Genomic DNA, 18,899 nt, shown 5'->3' on the forward strand with positions numbered 1-18,899 from the left:
TCGTATGGATGTAGAAACCCGACAACTGCAACAACAACTCACAGAAGCAGGACGGCTTCCAGAAGTACTCATCCTGAAGCCGATTACCACTTCCACCAATGATGATGTACGGGAAATTGCACAAAAAGGTGTGCAGAGTGTCTTGGTATGCAGTACCAGACAAACGCATGGTCGAGGACAACGTCAACGGCAATGGGTATCACCCGAAGGGAACATCTATTTAAGCACATTGCTAAATTTACGAACACCTGTAAATGGGCGTTTGGCTTTAGAAATTGCGTTAAATATCTTGCAAATGCCGAGTCTACAGGCGCTGAATCTACAAGTAAAATGGCCAAATGACTTATACAGCCCGCAAGGCAAATGGGGCGGCATCTTAATTGAGCCAATTTCTGCACAGCAAGTCATTGTTGGGGTTGGGCTTAATCTTGCACCTGTCAGCTCAGCAGTTATTGATCAAAAAACCACATCTTTAACCGAACTGGGTTTGGTATCTATTGATCGTGTGCGCCTGATCGCAGAGCTTTATCTTGCCATTCAACAAGCCTGCGACTGGTTTAATCACGATTGCTATAATTTGGCATCTCGCTTCAATCATCATGCCGCATTTATGCAACAACAAGTTGAATTTGAACATTTTAAAGGTACTTGTCAGGGTACTTTTTTAGGCATTCAGGATGATGGCGCAGTGCAAATTGAAACGGCACAAGGGCTTGAAGTTTTTTATCAGGGACGTTTACGCCCTATCGATCATGCCGAGTCATCTTCATGAAAAATTTATGGCTAGATATTGGTAACACCCGCCTGAAATATTGGGTCACAGAACAAGACCGCATCATCGAACATGAAGCAGAATTGCATTTGCAATCTCCTGCCGATTTGTTGCTGGGTTTGATTCAACACTTTAAAAGTCTGAATGTGCATAAAGTAGGCGTGTCATCGGTACAAGATCAGAAGAATAATCAACGCATTCACTTGATTTTAAAAACCCTGAATGTGCCTGTGATTTATGCCAAAGTGCATGCAGATTATGCAGGTTTGCATTGTGAATATGATATTCAACAACTGGGGATAGATCGCTGGCTGCAAGTGCTTGCCGTGGCAAATGACCCACAAGAAAATTATTGTGTCATTAGTTGTGGTACGGCGCTGACTATTGATTTGGCGGATGGACTGACGCATTTAGGCGGCTATATTTTACCGAACTTATATTTGCAACGTGATGCACTGATTCAAAACACCAAAGGCATTAAAATTCCCGATGCTGCATTTGATGAACTCACCCCAGGACGCAGCACCATTGATGCTGTTCATCATGGTATTTTACTCGGCTTGCTCAGCACCATTGAGCATGTAATTCGACAGTCACCACGTAAACTGATTTTAACGGGTGGCGATGCACCGCTGTTTGCCAAATTCTTGCAGCAATATCAACCGCAAGTCGAGCAAGATTTATTGCTCAAAGGTTTGCAGCGTTATATTCAGTATGCAACGCATGGAGTGCACTAAAAACCAAACATTGCGTCCATCTACGCTGATCAGTCTTTCGGTGTAGCTGTCATCTGCAAATAAAAAAACAAAAAAAAGCAGGCGCATTTTTATGCGCCTGCTTTTTTAACACTTAGATTCTAAGATGCTTTAAAAACAATTATTTCTTAGTTGGGTCGTTGCCACCAAACAATGGGCCCATACCGCCGCCACTAAATTGCTTTTGTAAACCGCCCAGTGAACGCATCATTTTTGCCATGCCCGATGGATTGGCAAATTTTTTCATCATTTTTGCCATTTGTGCATGTTGCTTGATCAACTTATTCACTTCCGACACATCCATACCACAACCCGCAGCAATACGTTTTTTACGGCTTGGATTCATCAGGTCTGGGTTACGACGCTCTTTGATGGTCATCGACTGGATAATCGCTTCCATCTTTTTCACTTGCTTTTCAGGATTGGCTTGCGCAATTGCATCTTGAATACCTGAGTTGCTCATGCCAGGTAACTTGTCTAAGAAGCCCATCATGCCGCCCATTTTATTCATTTGTTCAAACTGCATCAGCATATCTTCAAAGTTGAAGCTGCCGCCTTTTTGCAGTTTTTTCGCCATTTTTTCGGCTTTTTCTTTGTCGATTTTACGTTCAACTTCTTCGACCAAAGACAGCACGTCACCCATGCCCAAAATACGTTGTGCAACACGTTCTGGGTGGAATGGCTCTAGGGCATCGAGTTTTTCACCCATCCCCAAGAATTTAATTGGTTTACCCGTAATCGCACGAACTGAAAGTGCTGCACCACCGCGCGCATCACCATCAGTTTTAGTAAGGATTACACCTGTTAATGGCAAGGCATCATTAAAGGCTTTGGCTGTATTTGCCGCATCCTGACCCGTCATGGCATCAACCACGAACAAGGTTTCAGTCGGTTTAATCGCTGAATGTAATGCCTTGATTTCATCCATCATGTCATCATCGACGTGCAAACGACCTGCAGTATCGACAATTAACACATCAGCAAACTGAATTTTTGCCTGTTCGATGGCACGGTTGGCAATATCGACAGGGTTTTCATTGGCATTTGAGTCAAAGAAAATTGCGCCAACTTCGCCTGCAACCGTTTGTAGCTGTTTAATTGCCGCAGGACGGTAAACGTCGGCAGACACCATCGCCACTTTTTTCTTTTGACGTTCTTGTAAGAAACGTGCCAATTTTGCTGCAGTGGTGGTTTTACCCGCACCCTGCAAACCTGCCAATAACACCACAACCGGTGGCTTGGCAGCAAGGTCAAGGCTTTCATTGGCCTCGCCCATCATTTTTGTGAGTTCGTCATAGACAATTTTGACGAACGCCTGACCAGGGGATAACTGAGTCATCACTTCCTGACCCAATGCCTCTTCCTTAACTTTCGCGATGAATTCACGAGTTACAGGTAACGCCACATCGGCTTCAAGAAGTGCCATACGTACTTCACGTAACGTATCTTTAATATTGTCTTCGGTTAGCTGCCCTGAGCCAGTAACATTTCTTAAACTCTGCGTGAGTCGTTCTGTTAAGGTATCAAACATTGCAAATTCCGCTTAAAATAGCCATTAGCAAAAAAATGTTTCTTTAAAATAGAAAATTTATGCACAAGATGCTATAGGATACTGTAGTTCGCATCGAATTTATATAAATGAATATTCATCATCCTGAAAAAGGTTTGACATGATCAGTCTCCCCTTGGTTTATACGATTTTAGCATTAATCGCTTATACCAGTTCTTTTTGGTATTTATTTTCACATTTAATGTCTAAACGTGCGCCAAATCACTGGTTTATTCGTTCTCTGCTCAGTTTGGGCTTATTGCTGCATGCTGCCGTGTTGTATAACGATATGTGGACGCCGATGGGTGTCAACTACAACGTGTTTAACCTAATGTCATTTACTGCGGGTTTAATGTTGTTATTGAGCTTGCTGTTCAGCAGTTACCGACCTGTAATTGCGCTAAATTTGATTGGTATTCCTGTAGCAGCAGTGGGTTTAATTGCAGGTTTTTCATTCAGTCAGCACAATTTATTTATTCATAAAAATTCGATTGGTTTAGATATTCATATTATTTTATCGCTGTCTGCTTATGCCGTATTGTTGATGGCGACCATTCATGCCGTGCTCATGTGGTTTCAAAACCGCGAACTGAAAAACAAACAAAAACGTCGGGTTTGGGTAAATTTGCTGCCGTCTTTGCAAGATATGGAATCTTTGCTGTTTGATATGTTGATTGCAGGTTTTGCCTTACTCACAGTCGCACTAGGTTTTGGTTTCTTTACGGTAGAACATTTCTTTGCACAGCATTTAGCACATAAAACTGCCTTTAGTATTATTTCTTGGTTTGTCTATGGGTCGTTGTTACTTGGGCGTTATAAGTTTGGCTGGCGTGGACAAAAAGCGATTCGCTTTACCATTATTGGCTTCTTTTTATTGGCGCTCGGTTTTATTGGTTCTAAATTTGTGTTGGAAATGATTTTGAGTAAGTAAGGTGTTTTTATTTTGCTCATTCAAAGTGTAGGATGATCAATTATTTAATAGCATAGTCGAGGGGGAATGGGCTGTTTAAATTAAGCCAATCATTTAAATGATTTCTAACGATGTAAGAACTCAATTAAAAGATCTAGTCTAGGATGCACATCAACTGCATGGACTAGATAAAACTTGAGATACAGATCACTGTGTCAAATAAAACAGCTTAAATACCAGAACCTTAGCTACAACCACTTCAATTCAAAACCCTTTTCCTAGACAACCCACAGAAAAAAACGTATAACTCCACTTTTGTTTGAACTGGCAGCATCTTGTGAAACTGATTCTTGCACCCATGGAAGGCTTAACCGACCCCATCATGCGTGATGTAATCACGTCTGTAGGCAGTTTTGACTGGTGTGTAACAGAGTTTATTCGGGTCACAGACAGCATTTTGCCAGACCATATCTACCACACCTATTGCCCAGAACTACTCACCAATGGCAAAACTGCGGCAGGTACGCCTGTGCATGTTCAGTTTTTGGGGAATAATCCTGAAATGTTAGCCGCCAATGCAGCCAAAGTTGCGGCTATGGGTGCACCTGCAATTGATATGAACTTTGGCTGCCCTGCCAAAACAGTCAATCGGCATCGTGGCGGTTCAGTTTTACTCGATGAACCCGAAGTAGTATATGAACTGGTTAAAGCGGTTCGCGATGCCGTTCCTGCTCATATTCCAGTTTCCGCCAAAATGCGTCTAGGCTATATGGATCGGAACTTCATGCTAGAAAATGCGCACGCCATTGAAGATGCAGGCGCAGCATGGGTTACAGTACATGCACGTACCAAAGCCGATGGCTATACGCCTCCCGCATTTTGGGATCAGCTACGTCCTATTCGTGAAGCCTTGAAGATTAACGTCATCGCCAATGGTGAAATTTGGAACAATACCGATGCCAAACAATGCCAGTTAGAATCGGGCTGTGAAGATTTGATGATTGGTCGTGGTGCGGTCACCACCCCAGACTTGACCCAATGTATTCGTCAAAATTCAGACCTGCCTTTGCTGAGTTGGCAAGATTTGCTGCAACTACAAATTCGCTTTATTCACGGCCCTACCAAAACAGAAATTGGGATGCTGGGACGTTATAAACAATGGCTCGGCATGATGTCGAAACATTATCCCGAAGCCAAAGCTTTGTGGGATGAAATCAAGCGTCTGAAAAAGCTGGATGAAATCATTGAAAAATTAGTCGCGCACACGACTTAAACAGTGCATCCAGCGAGCTCCAGATTTATCTAAAAAATTTCAGCTTTTATTAGGGTCTGCTCAGTTTTAGCCTACAGCACAAGCCATTTATGAAATGTCAACAGACCCTAGTGAATGTCATTTATTCAACCTTGCTGACAAAGCTTGGCATTTCCCATGCACTGCCTGCAAAGCCTTTGCATTGTCCTGCATCAAATTGATAGCTTTTGACAAACTGCTGACCATTCCACGCCCATTCAATTTGACTGAAACAATCGCCAATTCCACGCCCTTTTTGATAAGCAAAAATCTGTCCGTTGCTAAATTCTGAAGCAGAATCAGTTACAAATTGCTGTATCTTTTGCAATTTCTTATCCATAACCCAATAAGCCACACCCCAATTATAAGCCCCTCGCCAACAACTTGCCTCAACCAACACGCTGTCCTGATTTAATGGATAAGTATGAACTTGCTGTTCTGCTTGTTCAGGTTCAAACAACATATAACAATCTTCACGATCTACGGTTTTTTGTAAAATTGGATATAACTTTTCTGCACTGGCCGCGGTAAGCACCTGTGCTTTGGCGGTTCGGTGTTGAGGCTGCATGAGAATGTTAATTTTAGGCATCGCTTGCGCTTTTAAGACCTGCGTGGATGCTTGATTGCCTTTTGCCAATATTGCGGAGTCTGTACCCACACGTTTTTGAAATTCATCCATTTTTAGCAACACTGCACTCATGCCTGCATCAGACAATTTCCAGCGTTGTTGACCATGTTTTAACTCGATCACGACATGCTGACGCGCCTGCGCCAACAGCTTTTGCACACTGGCAGCAGATAAATTGGCGATACTTTCATGAAAGTTTAATTGTTGCAAAGTGCGTCCATTTAAAAATAAAGTCGCTTGAGCAATATCTTCTTGAATTTGCAATTGCCCTTGTACAGCACTCTTTGCACCTGCTTGACGGGTCAATAACATACTGATCGGTTGTTCAAAATCATCATCGCTTTGGTAGCCTGCGGCACGGCAGGTTCCTGTATTATCACAGGCCAACTCCCAATCTTGATGCTGAAAATACAGTCCTTGCAAAGCAGTCGACTGGCTTGAAGCAATCGTTTTTTCAGCAGTGATCGGTGCTGCAAAAATACCAACACTACCGAATAAACCACTGATCGCCAGCAATATTTTTAGATTGCATCTGAAATTCATAATCTTCGTAACTCCTGAAATGGTCATCTATAATTCAACGGCTCAATCAAAGCTAAATTTAGCACCTTGCCTACTCAGCTCAATAAAAAAGCACGCCAGAGCATGCTTTTCTAATGCAATTGAACATCAAGATTTAATGTAAAAAATTACGATTCCTGTGTTAAATCCTTGACCGTGGTGCTTGCGCCATTGGTTTTCACTGACTCAATTCCTTTGTCACGTGATTGTTCAGAAGTATAGAGCTGACTCGTACCAATAATCTGATGGTTGGCAGCTTTTAAATTAAAATACGGCTTATCATTCTTAGATGTCAGTCGATCATAACGCCCATCATCCTGACTGTTCTTTTGTACCGAAGCGATGCCATTTTTTGCCGATGCTTTCGCCTTATACTGTTCACTGGTTAAGATAATTTCGCCATTCCCAGCTTTAAGTACAAAGCGGTACTGACCATTGCTTGCTTGTGAAATCTCAAACCTTCCTGACATACTTGCCCCCAGTTTTCTTATGAGTGGTGAAGTGTGTTGTTGAATGATGCTAGGCTTTAAACTGCCTAAAAATTATTCTTTTCACTTAAAATATAAAGGACTTAGGCACAAGAAAACAGTATTAATTTTGTACACTCTTAAAGTTATTGTTGCTCAATTTGAATACTAAAATACTTTTATAAACTCCATAAAAAAGCGCAGGCAACTCAAGTCGCCTGCGCTGTTGAAATCTGCTTAAACTTAAGCTTTTTTCACATATTCAGATTTTAATTTCATAGCCCCCATGCCATCAATCTTACAATCAATGTCATGACCATCTGCTGCATCTGGAATTAAGCGAATATTTTTCACTTTCGTTCCCACTTTTACAGCAGCCGAAGAACCTTTAATCTTCAGGTCTTTAATCACAGTCACCGTGTCGCCATCTGCCAACACGTTGCCGTTTGCATCTTTAATCACAGCAGCAGTTTCTTCTAGCTGTTCCCCTTCTTTCCACTCATGTGAGCATTCAGGACAAATCAGTAGGTCGCCATCTTGGTAAGTGTATTCTGATTGGCATTTTGGGCAATTTGGCAAAGACATAAAAAACCTCAAAAACTATATTATAGCATTTTTTACTGAATTTTCATAAACTTAAAATCCTTATAAAGCACAAGGATAATCAAATAAAACTCTTTAATTGGACTGTGCTAAGCGTTGCAGCATCACGCGTTTTAATACCACTACATGATTGTGCTGCTCATCTTTAGCTGCTGTGACCAGAGTGATTTTTTGCTGCTGTGCCAGTTCACACAACGCCTGTAAAGCCTCTTCTTGCTCTGCTAATTCAGCTATATAACGCTGCTGAAACTCATCCCAATGTTGTTCAGGGTTTTGATGATACCATTTACGCAGCCCAGTCGAAGGCGTAATTTCTTTGGGCCATAAGTCAATACGAGCGCGTTCTTTACTCACACCACGCGGCCATAAGCGATCAACCAGCACCCGTGTTCCATCTGCCTGAGTCGCTTCAAGATAAGCGCGTTTCATTGCAATATCCATATTTGCACCTCTGCATCTTTTATGATGACGTCATCAGCGCCAAAGTTTTAGGCAGCAGATTATGTATCACAAATAAAAAAGCATGTGATCAACACATGCTTTTCAGATACCCGATTTAATCTTTGTAATCGTCTTCGTCTTCATCATCGTAGACGTAAGCCATACAGCCCCAGCCATCGTATTCACCGCCATGTTCTTCAGCAATTTTGCTGAACCATTGCTCTAAATCGATAATGTCTGAATACTCTGGTTCCATGTAAACATAAATGGTAATGATCCATTCAACTGCGTCAGATTCTTCATCTTGGAATAATGAAATTTTTTGTTCTTCGGCCAACAAATACAAAGCACATTTTTCAGCTTGTTCTTGTGTGGTAAAAGCGATGGAGTACTCAATCTCATGTGGCTCTGTCAGGTCATCCCCATCTTCATGCATTTGCCAAAGTACATTGCCATTATCATCATCAGGGAATTGTTCATAGTCACGTGTCATGCGAATATCCTTGTTATCTTTTTAGCCAATATATATCTGGCAAGTGACAAAATAGTGAATTCAACATAGCACAAATTTGCCCGAAGGACTCAATTTTCATCTCGTTTTACACTGACTTTAGTCTGAATTACCCAGAAGCTTGCTTTTACATGACACTACAATTGCTTTAAGCATTTGCAGCCAGTTTAATTTGTGGCATCTGACAAGATGCTTTCCTGTTTAAATGCCAACAGTAAAGCAGCAAACTTTAATTCTTCTTGTCGAAGTGTTAAGTAAGAGTCTAGAATTTTTGCGTGTCCAAATGCAGCCGCATAATGATTCAGCAAAGTAGAATCATCCTGCAAAGCTTGAAGCGATTCAGCCAGATTATGTTCAGTCAGCTGCGCCAAATATAAATCTGCTTTACTATTAAATGCTTGAGCCAGCAAAGTCACTGCCGCTAGACGGCGTTGCTCATCGACAAAAGCACAATGCGCAACTTCTTGATTTTTAACCGCATCTTGAATCTTGTGTCGTACTTGCTGCAGGTGTTGTGCTGCATCACTATAGCCATAACCTTCAATCAGATCATCCAATAGCTGCTGTGCAGGCAACTGAAAAGCAGGCGTATGATGTTCAATTTTATGATACAGCGCGGTCATAATCTGTTCGAGTTGCTGACGTTCTTCAACCAAGTTATAAAAAGCACCCAATTGATCTTGTGCTGTTTTAAGCGTTTTGGCTTTGGTTTTTTGCTCATGCTCGGCTAAAAAATCTCGGAATTTTTCAACTTGTTGCTTGCACTGCTCCCGCGTATTTTCCGCTTCGGATTTAATCATTTCTACAAACATTTCTACTTGTTGACGACGTTCTAATACATATTGCTCAACGTCTAAAATATGTTGATAGTGCTGCAAGGTTTCTAAACGACCTTTTAAACTGCCTATTTCGATGCGTAGCATGGTGAGCTGATGCTCTAATTCATTACTTTCTAACTCATCGGACGCCAAATTGGAGCGAGTGCGGTCTAAATTGCTTTGTAAAGATTGAATGCTGGCAGACAACTCACGGCGGCGCTGAGATTGCCAAAAAATAATCACCACCAAAACAATAATGATTGCACCCAATATATACAGCATATAACTTCTCCCACCCGCATTGGTCTGCCATATTTTAAAAAGTCATCTTCAGTTTTTAAAGACGCTTTCTAACCCGCTTTGACAGCCCACCACACTCAAAAACACAAAGTTTTAAAACAGCGAGTTATTCACATCCTTTATTTATGCCAAGGCAAATGAATAACGACAGCTCTAAGGATACGTTAGCGAGTTAGCGGCACGAAGACTATCCCAATTTTTGAGTATTTTCACAAAAAAATTGAAAAATATGCGCCTGTTAGAAAAATTGAATCCAAAAATCTCTAAAAAGGAAGCTGTGCCCGAATTGCAACAGGAATTTGGCTTAACGGTTGCGTAAAAGCCAAATAACTAGCATGCAGCGCCATCCGACCTAAAGTGCTATTTTTCGGTTCAGGATGATATAACTTATCACCTGTAATGGGATGTCCAATATATTGCATGTGTACTCGTAACTGATGCGAACGCCCTGTGATTGGGGTGAGCAAAACACGGGTAATATCTTCAACCGCACAATATTCCAAAGCTTGATACAGCGTTTGCGCAGGCTTGCCTAAATCGAAATGCACAATTTGGCGTGGACGGTTTTCCCAGTCAGTAATTAAAGGCACATCGACACTGCCCTCACCTTCAAGTTTGCCTTGAATTAAAGCAATGTAGTTTTTTTCTACTGTTCGTGCCTGAAACATTTTACTCAATGCGACTTCTGCATCACGATGCTTGGCAAACATGAGAATACCTGAGGTGGCCATGTCTAAACGATGGGCAATTTTTGCCTGAGGATAATCTGCGAGTACTCTTAAATATGCGCTGTCCTGATGTTCGGGCAAACGCCCAGGCACCGACAATAAACCTGCGGGCTTATCAATCACCAATAAATCGTCATCTTCATAGACAATTACTAAGGGATCTTGTGGAGGTGCATAAATAAAGTTGTCGTTTAAAGCCATGAACATACAGCATACAAAGCGGTGCGGGCAAAATATCAAGCACAGCCCGAACTGTCAATTCAGTCGGGCGATGTACTTTTTAGTGTAAAGATTTAGATTTTGAATTGGCTGAGTCTGCCAAGCTAAATCTGCCAAACTTAGTCTGCGAAACTTAGTCTGCGAAACTTAGTCTGCTAAATAGTATTCCACCGTAGACACCACACGTACTTTTTTCAAATATGGCGTGTTGCTGTCACGGTCTTCAATACTAAATACGCCCTGATTGGCCGATTTAATTTTGCCTAAACGACTGTCAGAATCTGCAGCAAATTTTTCTGCAACACTGCGGGCATTTTGTGTGGCTTGCTCAATCATGGCAGGTTTGATGTCATTTAGTTGCGTATATAAATATTCGGTGCGTTGCCCGTAATCCTCACCGCCAAAGGCAATTCCATTTTTACCTAAATCGACCAAGCGACTTTGTGCGCTGCGCACTTTATCAATATTTTTGGTATAGACCGTAATGGTTTGATGTGCGGTATAACGTAAAGCAACATTACCATCGCCACCATATTGCTGGGCGTATTTATCGGTAATTACAGGTGCCGCAATGGTAATTTCTTCAGAACTAAAACCTTCATTTTTTAAAAAGTTTTGAATTTGGGAGGTTTGGCTTTGCATGGTGTCGTATAGCGCTGCCAAGTCTTGACTGGCAGTACTAAAACGAATTGGCCACACCGCCACATTGGCTTTTACTTCACGTTCAGACAAACCTTTGACTGAAACCACACGCTCATATTGTTTAATTTTGAGTGCGCTATTGCCCAATATCCAACCTGCGAGCACCATTCCCAAACAAATTAGACCGCCTAAAATCAATGCAGGTTTAAATTGATTCATGTTTGCCAACTCCTCAAATTGCGGGCTTTTCGCCTCTATTTCAATGACCGTGTGTTTTTAATGTACTGTCTAAAGCGGTTGTTTCTATGCTTTTCGATGCTTGTTTATAGAGTTTTAAATTAAGGTCGCATCATATACAGCGCAATGAGTGGCGCAATATTCAATAGCAATACCCCAATTTTATAGACTGCCATGCCGCCATAATGAATGGCATCAAAACTTGCATCTGACAATTTGAACCATCTACCATGTAACTGTCGCAGCCAGTCATGCGCGAAAATCACCACCACAAACCACAGCATTAAAATGGCATAGTTAATCAGTGCGCAGGTCAGTAATAAACGACACCAAAAATCGTAATCAACACTCATATCACACCTAATTAGATGTAGATGATTATTGCAAATTAACAGATTTGAATGAAAAATTTGATGGGAGTTTTGTAGCTGAAAGATGGTTTAAAATTCATTTAAGTTTTTATTTTGTCTGGATTTTATTTTCTTGATCATGTTTTGTTTTTTATATTTTTAACAATATTCTTTAGGGTGTTAGGGAAAACAACTGTGGTTTACTTCAACTATCATGCTGGATAAGCCATGATCTTATAGCCTATAAACTTCTGGTTTATAGCGTCCTAAGCCGAATCGAGACCTTTTGGGTAAGTACTACACGCACGTTGTACGCAACTGGTAGCAATCTACTCTTTTCGATCCCCATCACACCCTTGAGATATATAGTAGTGATTTGAGGATGGGATTGTTTCCCCGAAATGATTTTATTTTGATTAATTTTTAAAATTTTTATCACTTTTTAAGTCATATTTTAAAAAATTTTCCAAATAGACATTTTTTATGCACTTAAATCATCAAATAAAGCTCAAATATCAAATTTATTACCATGCTTGTTTTTAAAATATTTTCAAACTGACCCAAAAACCTATGTTGAGGATTCAACAACTTTCTTTTTGCCTCGAATCCAGCGAATTGCCCAAATTAAGGTCAGTAGCACTACAAAAACCACCAATACAGGCACAATGAAAGACAACACTGAAAGTACGGCAGCCCCAATCCACTCTCCTGTTGAAATTACAGGATTAGCAACACCGCCTGTGGTTGCGGTTGATACACCACGTACCGCAACTGTACTCATTTGCACCACACCTGCTGTTCCACCACCGACAATAATGGCCGAAGCCCAACTGGCAAATTGCGACATTTCGCCACTGCTTACAGCCATTGTGGTGAGTGTACCTGCAATCATGGCGGCAGGCGTTGCAACGGTATCGAGTAAGTTATCAACCCACGGTACATAATACGCAGCAATTTCACTGATTGTTGCCACGGTCAAAGCCAGACAAACAGCAGGCATCGCCAACCATTCAAAACCTTTTAAGGGTTCAAACCAACCCATGAGAGCGGCAACACTCATAACCAATAAAGGTACGAAAACCCGAAAACCACTGGCAGCACTTAGCCCAATGCCGACACATAAACCGAGTATTGTTTCCATGTTGTACCTCATTGCCTTGGGTTTTCTTTAGGTAAAATAGCAAAAAGCCCCATCGGGTGATAGGGCTTTAGATTAAAAACAGGATCAGCTGTTTTAAGTCGTGTAGCTTAGGCAACCTTGTTGTTATATTCGGTGCCATGGCATTTGGTACACGGTGGTAGACGGTCTGTACCAATTTCTAAGTAAACGCGATGCCCGCATTGGACACAAAAATAGAAGCCTGTTCCTGGTTTATCACCTGCAGTTACCATCTTTGTTCTCCGTGTGGTTTAGAAATGGTCAATCCAGTATATCTATTCTGTGATGATTGTCTATTGTCCATTTTGACGGGTGATGAGGGCAGTTAGGCAAAGGATGATTTTTATAAAAAATCTAACTCACTTACAAAGGATTAGATACCCAGTTTTCGACTTTTAATCCATCGACACGAGTAAATTCTTTTTCGTTATTGGTGACCATGACCCAATGATTTGCACGTGCATGTGCTGCTAACCATAAGTCATTTGCGCCAATGATCTGCCCCTTAGATGCAAGGTTCTGGCGTATTTCTGCATAATGGTGTGCAACATTTTCATCCAATTCAACCACTTGAATCATTGATGTTAATTCATCTATGACTTTTAAAGCCTTTTCTTTATGTTGACTTTTTTCTGCACCAAAACGTAATTCTCCCAACGTAATGACAGAAATTAATATATTTCGATGCGGAAGATGTTTTTCAAAATACTGACGCACAATTTCAGGTTGGTATTTAATAATGTAAATACAAATATTTGTATCTAATAAATATTGTACTTGCATTAGAACATTTCCCGTTCTTGAGGCGGCAGATCTTCTCTTTCATCTGCATAAAAGTCATTTGGCATTTGGGATAACGCTTTAAATAACCGATCTACCGTGACTGGTTTTTCACGAAGAATCACTTCATCACCACGACGAAAGATTTCAACTTCTTTGCCTTCAAAGCGAAATTCTTTAGGCAATCGAATGGCTTGACTTCGTCCTGTCATAAAAACTTTTGCGGTAGTCATTGGGCTACTCCATCGTTTTTGATACATATCTTATGATAGGTATTTATTGGGTGTTTTTCAACCAAATAAACTTCTACTTTTAAATTTTATTGTTTTTGATAACTGCTGATTTTTTGAATGAAAGATACTTTTTAGAAAATTAAGTTAGGTTTACAAGGAGTTTGCTGTTTAATTCACAATATATTCATCTTCCAAAAAAAAAAGACCTCACTTAACAATGAGGTCTTTTCTCAACAATAATCATTCTCTAACATTTCTTTAAAGAAGAAAAATTAAAGAAGATTCTTAAAACATCATCAAGCCACATTCCCTTCCAAGAAATCCTGCGCAAAGCGTTGCAATACACCGCCCGCCTCATACACAGATACTTCTTCTTCGGTATCTAAACGACAAGTTACTGGCACTTCAATTGTTTGGTTTTTACCATCATCCGTTGAACGCTCAATCACCAAAGTCAAAGTCGAACGTGGCGCAATATTACCAATCACGCTATAAAGTTCCGTACCATCCAAACCTAAAGTTTTACGGTTAACACCCGCTTTAAACTCAAGTGGCAATACGCCCATACCCACCAAGTTGGTACGGTGAATACGCTCAAAACCTTCAGCCACAATCGCTTCCACACCCGCAAGACGCACGCCTTTTGCAGCCCAGTCACGGCTTGAACCCTGACCATAATCTGCACCCGCAATAATAATTAACGGCTGCTTACGGTTCATATAAGTTTCAATCGCTTCCCACATACGCATTACTTCGCCTTCTGGCTCAACACGCGCTTTAGAACCTTGCTTAATTGTGCCGTCTGAACGTACCACCATTTCATTAAACAATTTCGGATTCGCCAAAGTTGCACGCTGTGCAGTCAAATGATCACCGCGATGCGTTGCATAAGAGTTGAAATCTTCTTCTGGCAAGCCCATTTTTGCCAAATATTCCCCTGCTGCCGAGTCTAAAATAATCGCATTCGATGGAGATAAATGGTCTGTGGTGATGTTATCGCCCAAAATTGCCAACGGACGCATATTGGCTAAAGTACGTGGCGCAGCCAATGCACCTTCCCAATATGGTGGACGGCGGATATAAGTACTTTGTGGACGCCAGTCGTAGAGTGGACTTTCAGATTTTTCCGACTCTCCCAAATCGAACATTGGAATGTACACTTGGCGGAATTGTTCAGGTTTAACCGATTCTTTCACCAAAGCATCAATTTCAGCATCAGATGGCCAAATATCTTTCAGATAAATCGGGTTACCATTTTGATCTGTGCCCAAAGCATCTTTTTCGATGTCAAAACGAATCGTTCCTGCAATCGCATAAGCCACAACCAACGGTGGCGATGCCAAAAATGCTTGTTTCGCATACGGATGGATACGACCATCAAAGTTACGGTTGCCCGACAGCACCGCAGTCGCATACAAGTCACGGTCAATGATTTCTTGTTGAATCGCTGGGTCTAATGCGCCCGACATACCGTTACAGGTGGTACATGCATAAGCCACAATACCAAAACCAAGTTTTTCTAAGTCTTTCAGTACGCCTGCTTCTTCCAAATACAATGCAGCCGCTTTAGAACCTGGTGCAAATGATGATTTCACCCAAGGTTTGCGTACTAAACCTAACTCATTGGCTTTACGTGCCAACAAACCTGCTGCTACAGTATTACGCGGGTTTGAGGTATTGGTACAAGAAGTAATCGCAGCGATGATGATGGCACCATCTGGCATTAAACCATCGGTACGGTTTTCAACCACACCTGCAATGCCTTTTTCTTTTAGGTCTGCTGTTGAAACACGTGCATGCGGATTCGATGGGCCTGCAATATTACGAGTTACCGTTGAAAGATCAAAACGTAATACACGTGGATACTCTGCCTGTGTCATTTCAGATGCCCAAAGACCAATTTCTTTAGCATAAGTTTCAACCAGTTTGACCTGATCTGCTTCACGACCTGTTAAGGTTAAATAGTCGATGGTGTTTTGATCGATGTAGAACATAGCGGCAGTTGCACCATATTCAGGTGTCATGTTGGAAATCGTGGCACGATCCCCCACCGACATGCTATCTGCACCTTCACCAAAGAATTCTAAATATGCACCGACCACACGTTCTTTACGCAAAAACTCGGTTAAAGCCAATACGATGTCCGTTGCCGTAATACCAGCCTGACGCTGACCGACCAACTCCACACCAATAATGTCTGGCAGACGCATCCAAGAAGCACGACCCAACATCACGTTTTCAGCTTCAAGACCGCCTACACCTACAGAAATGACACCCAAAGCATCGGTATGTGGTGTGTGTGAGTCTGTACCCACACAAGTATCTGGGAATGCAATGCCTTCACGGTTTTGAATGACTGGTGACATTTTTTCCAGATTAATCTGGTGCATGATGCCGTTGCCTGCAGGAATCACATCAACATTTTCAAATGCAGTTTTCGTCCATTCAATAAAGTGGAAACGGTCTTCATTACGACGATCTTCCACTTCACGGTTTTTACGGAAAGCATCTGGGTCAAAACCGCCATATTCCACAGCTAAAGAGTGATCGACAATTAACTGGGTAGGTACGACAGGATTCACTTTAGAAGGATCGCCACCTTGATCGGCAATTGCATCACGTAAACCTGCTAAGTCAACGAGCGCAGTTTGCCCCAAGATGTCGTGACATACCACACGCGCTGGATACCACGGAAAATCATGCTCTTGTTTACGCTCAATCAATTGTTTTAAAGATTGTTCTAAAATTGCAGGATCACAACGGCGCACTAACTGTTCTGCAAGTACTTTTGAGGTATAAGGAAGTTTGGCATAAGCGCCTGGCTGGATATCTTCAACGGCTTGTCGCACGTCATAAAAATCGAGCTGAGTGCCTTGCAGTGGTTTGCGGTAGTTGTTATTCATCTGGTATTCGCCCTTACTCTATTGTTCTCAACATCTTATGGGATGATTGTTTCCACCCGTCGAAAGCATTGTACGCTGCCAAAAACCCATTTCCCAAATCCTATATATTTCATACACTTAAATATAAAAACAGGGGTTTTTGAAACATTTAATTACATTTTAAGTAAAATTCTTGCCCTAAAAATGCTTTTTTTTGAAAAATAGCGCAAAATTGACCTCATTCTTTAGTCTTAGATTTCAATGTGAAAGGTTATTCATGCGCGATTTAGCTTTCAGTGCTTTAAGTTTAAACGGTGTCGATGCACAAAAATTCCTGCAAGGTCAGGTAACAGTCAATGTCGAAACATTAGCTGAAAATACAACCTGTTATACCGCAATTTGCAGTTTAAAAGGACGCGTTCAGTTTGGCTTCTGGCTTAAAAAAATCTCGTCCGAATGTTTTGAAATCATCAGCACAGCCGACCAAGCCGAAGATTTAGCCAAACACATTAAAAAGTTTGGTGCATTTTCAAAAATGCAGCTTGAAACCATCGGTACGGTTTACCCAACCATTCAGGGCAATCAAACTGAATTTTCAGCTGAAGTGACTGATTTAAACGCATGGCAACTACAAGCGATTGAAACAGGTCAGGCATGGATTCAAGCCTCAACAGCAGAAGTGTTTCAACCGCAGGAATTGCGTTTGCATCAACGAGATGGCGTGCATTATGACAAAGGCTGTTATTTGGGTCAGGAAGTCGTGGCACGTTTATGGTTTAAAGCCAAACCAAAACATTGGTTGCATTTAATTCAGGGTTCAGGCGAAGCCCCTGCACCTGCCGCCAAACTGAATAATGATGTGGAAGTGGTGAATAGCATAGCGACTGCAGAAGGTTTTAAAGCGTTGGTGGTTGCCAAACCAAGTGCTTTGGAAGAGTTAGCTGTACAAGTATTGGCTTTGCCTGAACATTTGAATGGCGATGTTGCACGTCCGCAATAAAATAGATTCCACCCGCTCAGGTTAAGGGAGTCGCAAGATTCCCTTCAAATGACAATGAAAAAGCATTCGTACACATTTTTTATATTTACATTCACACTTTTCAACTTATGATGAATGCACCACTGTAAAAACAAAACGCACATCAACGGAATGATGTGTAAAAGAGAACAAGGTACAACTCAAATGATGAAAAAACTACTCATTGCGGGTACAATCGCCCTATCTAGCAGCATCAGTATGGCAAATAGCAACATTCCAACCGATCCTGCTTTTGCCAAAATTGAACAATTAATGCAAGCCAACAAGGTTAAAGATGCCTATCAGGAATTAGAAAAGCTTGCCAAAACAGGCAATGCGCAAGCCATGTATAACTTAGGCTATTTGACACAAACTGGACAAGGCACAGCAAAAAATGAAAAGAAAGCCATTCAGTTGTATGAGCAATCTGCCCAAAAAGGCTACCCAGTTGCGAGTTATGTTTTAGGCAAAAACTATCTTACTGGCGCACTGGGTTTAAAACAGGATGCTGCTAAAGCCAAACAATATTTACAGACGGCATCCAATCAGGGTTTTAATGATGCCACAGTCGATTTAGCCGTTTTATATTTCTCGGAAAATACGGCAGCATCTGACCAAAAAGGTTTAAAACTATTACAACCTTTAATTGCCAAAGATCATTATCAAGCCATACATGCAAAAGCCTTGTACGAAATTAGCACAGGCTTTAAAAACAAAGATGAAGCACCAATTAAGCAAGGGCTGCAAAGCATTCAAAACTTGGCGCAAAAGGGTTATATTCCTGCACTCATGGCAGTGGGCAATATGTTTGTGAATGGCAATATCGTGCCGCAAAACTTGCCTGAAGCGAAAAAGATTTTTGCCTCACTGGCACAGGAAAATGTAGCGCAAGCCAAAGAATCATTGGCTGTGGTTGAAAAAATGATGGCAGATCAAGCCAAAGCTTCCAACAAGGCAACCGCTAAGAAAAGTTAAGATAGTTTCTTTATAAAAGCTATTAATCAGAGAAATTTTTAAAAAAGTCTGTATCAGCATGGTACAGACT

21 protein-coding genes are annotated in these 18,899 nt (G+C 41.3%); 6 read left to right on the forward strand and 15 right to left on the reverse strand.

Annotated elements, in window-relative coordinates:
* Window positions 1–4: 4 nt before the first annotated feature.
* Together FTT71_RS10475 and FTT71_RS10480 are read left to right on the forward strand one after the other, a co-directional pair.
* Window positions 5–772 carry a biotin--[acetyl-CoA-carboxylase] ligase gene (locus FTT71_RS10475; protein WP_180160932.1) on the forward strand — a complete coding sequence of 256 codons (768 nt, stop codon included), beginning with the start codon at window positions 5–7 and terminating at the stop codon, window positions 770–772.
* On the forward strand, window positions 769–1,509 hold the full coding sequence (locus FTT71_RS10480; protein ID WP_180160933.1) for a type III pantothenate kinase: 741 nt from the start codon (window positions 769–771) through the stop codon (window positions 1,507–1,509). Before FTT71_RS10475 ends, FTT71_RS10480 begins: the two co-directional genes overlap by 4 nt.
* A gap of 139 nt (window positions 1,510–1,648) precedes the next feature.
* On the opposite strand, the gene ffh is transcribed toward FTT71_RS10480, so the two are convergent.
* Complete coding sequence (ffh, locus tag FTT71_RS10485; RefSeq protein WP_096902093.1) at window positions 1,649–3,058, reverse strand: signal recognition particle protein; 1,410 nt, start codon at window positions 3,056–3,058, stop codon at window positions 1,649–1,651.
* 139 nt (window positions 3,059–3,197) lie between these two features.
* Between ffh and FTT71_RS10490 the strand changes: the two genes are divergently transcribed.
* Window positions 3,198–4,007 carry an inner membrane protein YpjD gene (locus FTT71_RS10490; protein WP_180160934.1) on the forward strand — a complete coding sequence of 270 codons (810 nt, stop codon included), beginning with the start codon at window positions 3,198–3,200 and terminating at the stop codon, window positions 4,005–4,007.
* 316 nt (window positions 4,008–4,323) lie between these two features.
* Window positions 4,324–5,259: a tRNA-dihydrouridine synthase gene (locus FTT71_RS10495; RefSeq protein ID WP_180160935.1), complete on the forward strand. Its 936-nt coding sequence runs from the start codon at window positions 4,324–4,326 to the stop codon at window positions 5,257–5,259.
* 121 nt (window positions 5,260–5,380) lie between these two features.
* On the opposite strand, the gene FTT71_RS10500 is transcribed toward FTT71_RS10495, so the two are convergent.
* From FTT71_RS10500 to acnD, 14 genes are all read right to left on the reverse strand, one after another.
* Window positions 5,381–6,448, reverse strand: coding sequence for a DUF1176 domain-containing protein (locus FTT71_RS10500; RefSeq protein WP_180160936.1), 1,068 nt, complete (start codon window positions 6,446–6,448; stop codon window positions 5,381–5,383).
* A gap of 146 nt (window positions 6,449–6,594) precedes the next feature.
* A complete protein-coding gene (locus tag FTT71_RS10505; RefSeq protein WP_180160937.1) occupies window positions 6,595–6,936 on the reverse strand; it encodes a YegP family protein in 342 nt (113 codons plus the stop codon).
* A gap of 240 nt (window positions 6,937–7,176) precedes the next feature.
* Window positions 7,177–7,518, reverse strand: a complete 342-nt coding sequence (locus tag FTT71_RS10510; RefSeq protein WP_004972388.1) for a zinc ribbon domain-containing protein YjdM — start codon at window positions 7,516–7,518, stop codon at window positions 7,177–7,179.
* A gap of 93 nt (window positions 7,519–7,611) precedes the next feature.
* Window positions 7,612–7,977 carry a DUF488 domain-containing protein gene (locus FTT71_RS10515; protein ID WP_004972391.1) on the reverse strand — a complete coding sequence of 122 codons (366 nt, stop codon included), beginning with the start codon at window positions 7,975–7,977 and terminating at the stop codon, window positions 7,612–7,614.
* Between the two features lie 115 nt (window positions 7,978–8,092).
* Entirely contained in the window at window positions 8,093–8,470 is a 378-nt protein-coding gene (locus FTT71_RS10520; protein ID WP_180160938.1) for a ribonuclease E inhibitor RraB, read from the reverse strand.
* Between the two features lie 185 nt (window positions 8,471–8,655).
* Window positions 8,656–9,588, reverse strand: a complete 933-nt coding sequence (locus FTT71_RS10525; RefSeq protein WP_180160939.1) for a DUF5660 family protein — start codon at window positions 9,586–9,588, stop codon at window positions 8,656–8,658.
* Between the two features lie 281 nt (window positions 9,589–9,869).
* The gene (locus FTT71_RS10530) at window positions 9,870–10,535 is read right to left on the reverse strand and encodes an RluA family pseudouridine synthase (protein ID WP_180160940.1); all 666 of its coding nucleotides are present in this window, start codon (window positions 10,533–10,535) and stop codon (window positions 9,870–9,872) included.
* Window positions 10,536–10,700: 165 nt separating this feature from the next.
* On the reverse strand, window positions 10,701–11,414 hold the full coding sequence (locus FTT71_RS10535; RefSeq protein WP_178319260.1) for an SIMPL domain-containing protein: 714 nt from the start codon (window positions 11,412–11,414) through the stop codon (window positions 10,701–10,703).
* 119 nt (window positions 11,415–11,533) lie between these two features.
* Complete coding sequence (locus FTT71_RS10540; RefSeq protein WP_004972400.1) at window positions 11,534–11,785, reverse strand: DUF6868 family protein; 252 nt, start codon at window positions 11,783–11,785, stop codon at window positions 11,534–11,536.
* A gap of 565 nt (window positions 11,786–12,350) precedes the next feature.
* On the reverse strand, window positions 12,351–12,923 hold the full coding sequence (locus FTT71_RS10545; protein ID WP_180160941.1) for a DUF4126 domain-containing protein: 573 nt from the start codon (window positions 12,921–12,923) through the stop codon (window positions 12,351–12,353).
* A gap of 107 nt (window positions 12,924–13,030) precedes the next feature.
* On the reverse strand, window positions 13,031–13,174 hold the full coding sequence (locus FTT71_RS10550; RefSeq protein WP_096901556.1) for a hypothetical protein: 144 nt from the start codon (window positions 13,172–13,174) through the stop codon (window positions 13,031–13,033).
* A gap of 130 nt (window positions 13,175–13,304) precedes the next feature.
* Complete coding sequence (locus tag FTT71_RS10555) at window positions 13,305–13,724, reverse strand: type II toxin-antitoxin system VapC family toxin (RefSeq protein WP_180158998.1); 420 nt, start codon at window positions 13,722–13,724, stop codon at window positions 13,305–13,307.
* Window positions 13,724–13,954: an antitoxin gene (locus FTT71_RS10560; RefSeq protein WP_004972406.1), complete on the reverse strand. Its 231-nt coding sequence runs from the start codon at window positions 13,952–13,954 to the stop codon at window positions 13,724–13,726. The genes FTT71_RS10555 and FTT71_RS10560 overlap by 1 nt, the downstream gene beginning before the upstream one ends.
* A gap of 296 nt (window positions 13,955–14,250) precedes the next feature.
* Window positions 14,251–16,857 (reverse strand): Fe/S-dependent 2-methylisocitrate dehydratase AcnD, encoded by a 2,607-nt coding sequence (gene acnD, locus FTT71_RS10565; RefSeq protein WP_096901558.1) that lies wholly within the window; start codon window positions 16,855–16,857, stop codon window positions 14,251–14,253.
* A 256-nt stretch (window positions 16,858–17,113) separates the two neighbouring features.
* Between acnD and FTT71_RS10570 the strand changes: the two genes are divergently transcribed.
* Window positions 17,114–17,836 carry a folate-binding protein YgfZ gene (locus FTT71_RS10570; protein WP_004972410.1) on the forward strand — a complete coding sequence of 241 codons (723 nt, stop codon included), beginning with the start codon at window positions 17,114–17,116 and terminating at the stop codon, window positions 17,834–17,836.
* 186 nt (window positions 17,837–18,022) lie between these two features.
* A complete protein-coding gene (locus tag FTT71_RS10575) occupies window positions 18,023–18,829 on the forward strand; it encodes a tetratricopeptide repeat protein (RefSeq protein WP_180159010.1) in 807 nt (268 codons plus the stop codon).
* The last annotated feature ends 70 nt before the right edge of the window (window positions 18,830–18,899 follow it).

The sequence above is a fragment of the Acinetobacter sp. YH01004 genome (assembly GCF_013420455.1).
In the GTDB taxonomy this organism is placed as follows: Bacteria; Pseudomonadota; Gammaproteobacteria; order Pseudomonadales; family Moraxellaceae; genus Acinetobacter; species Acinetobacter towneri.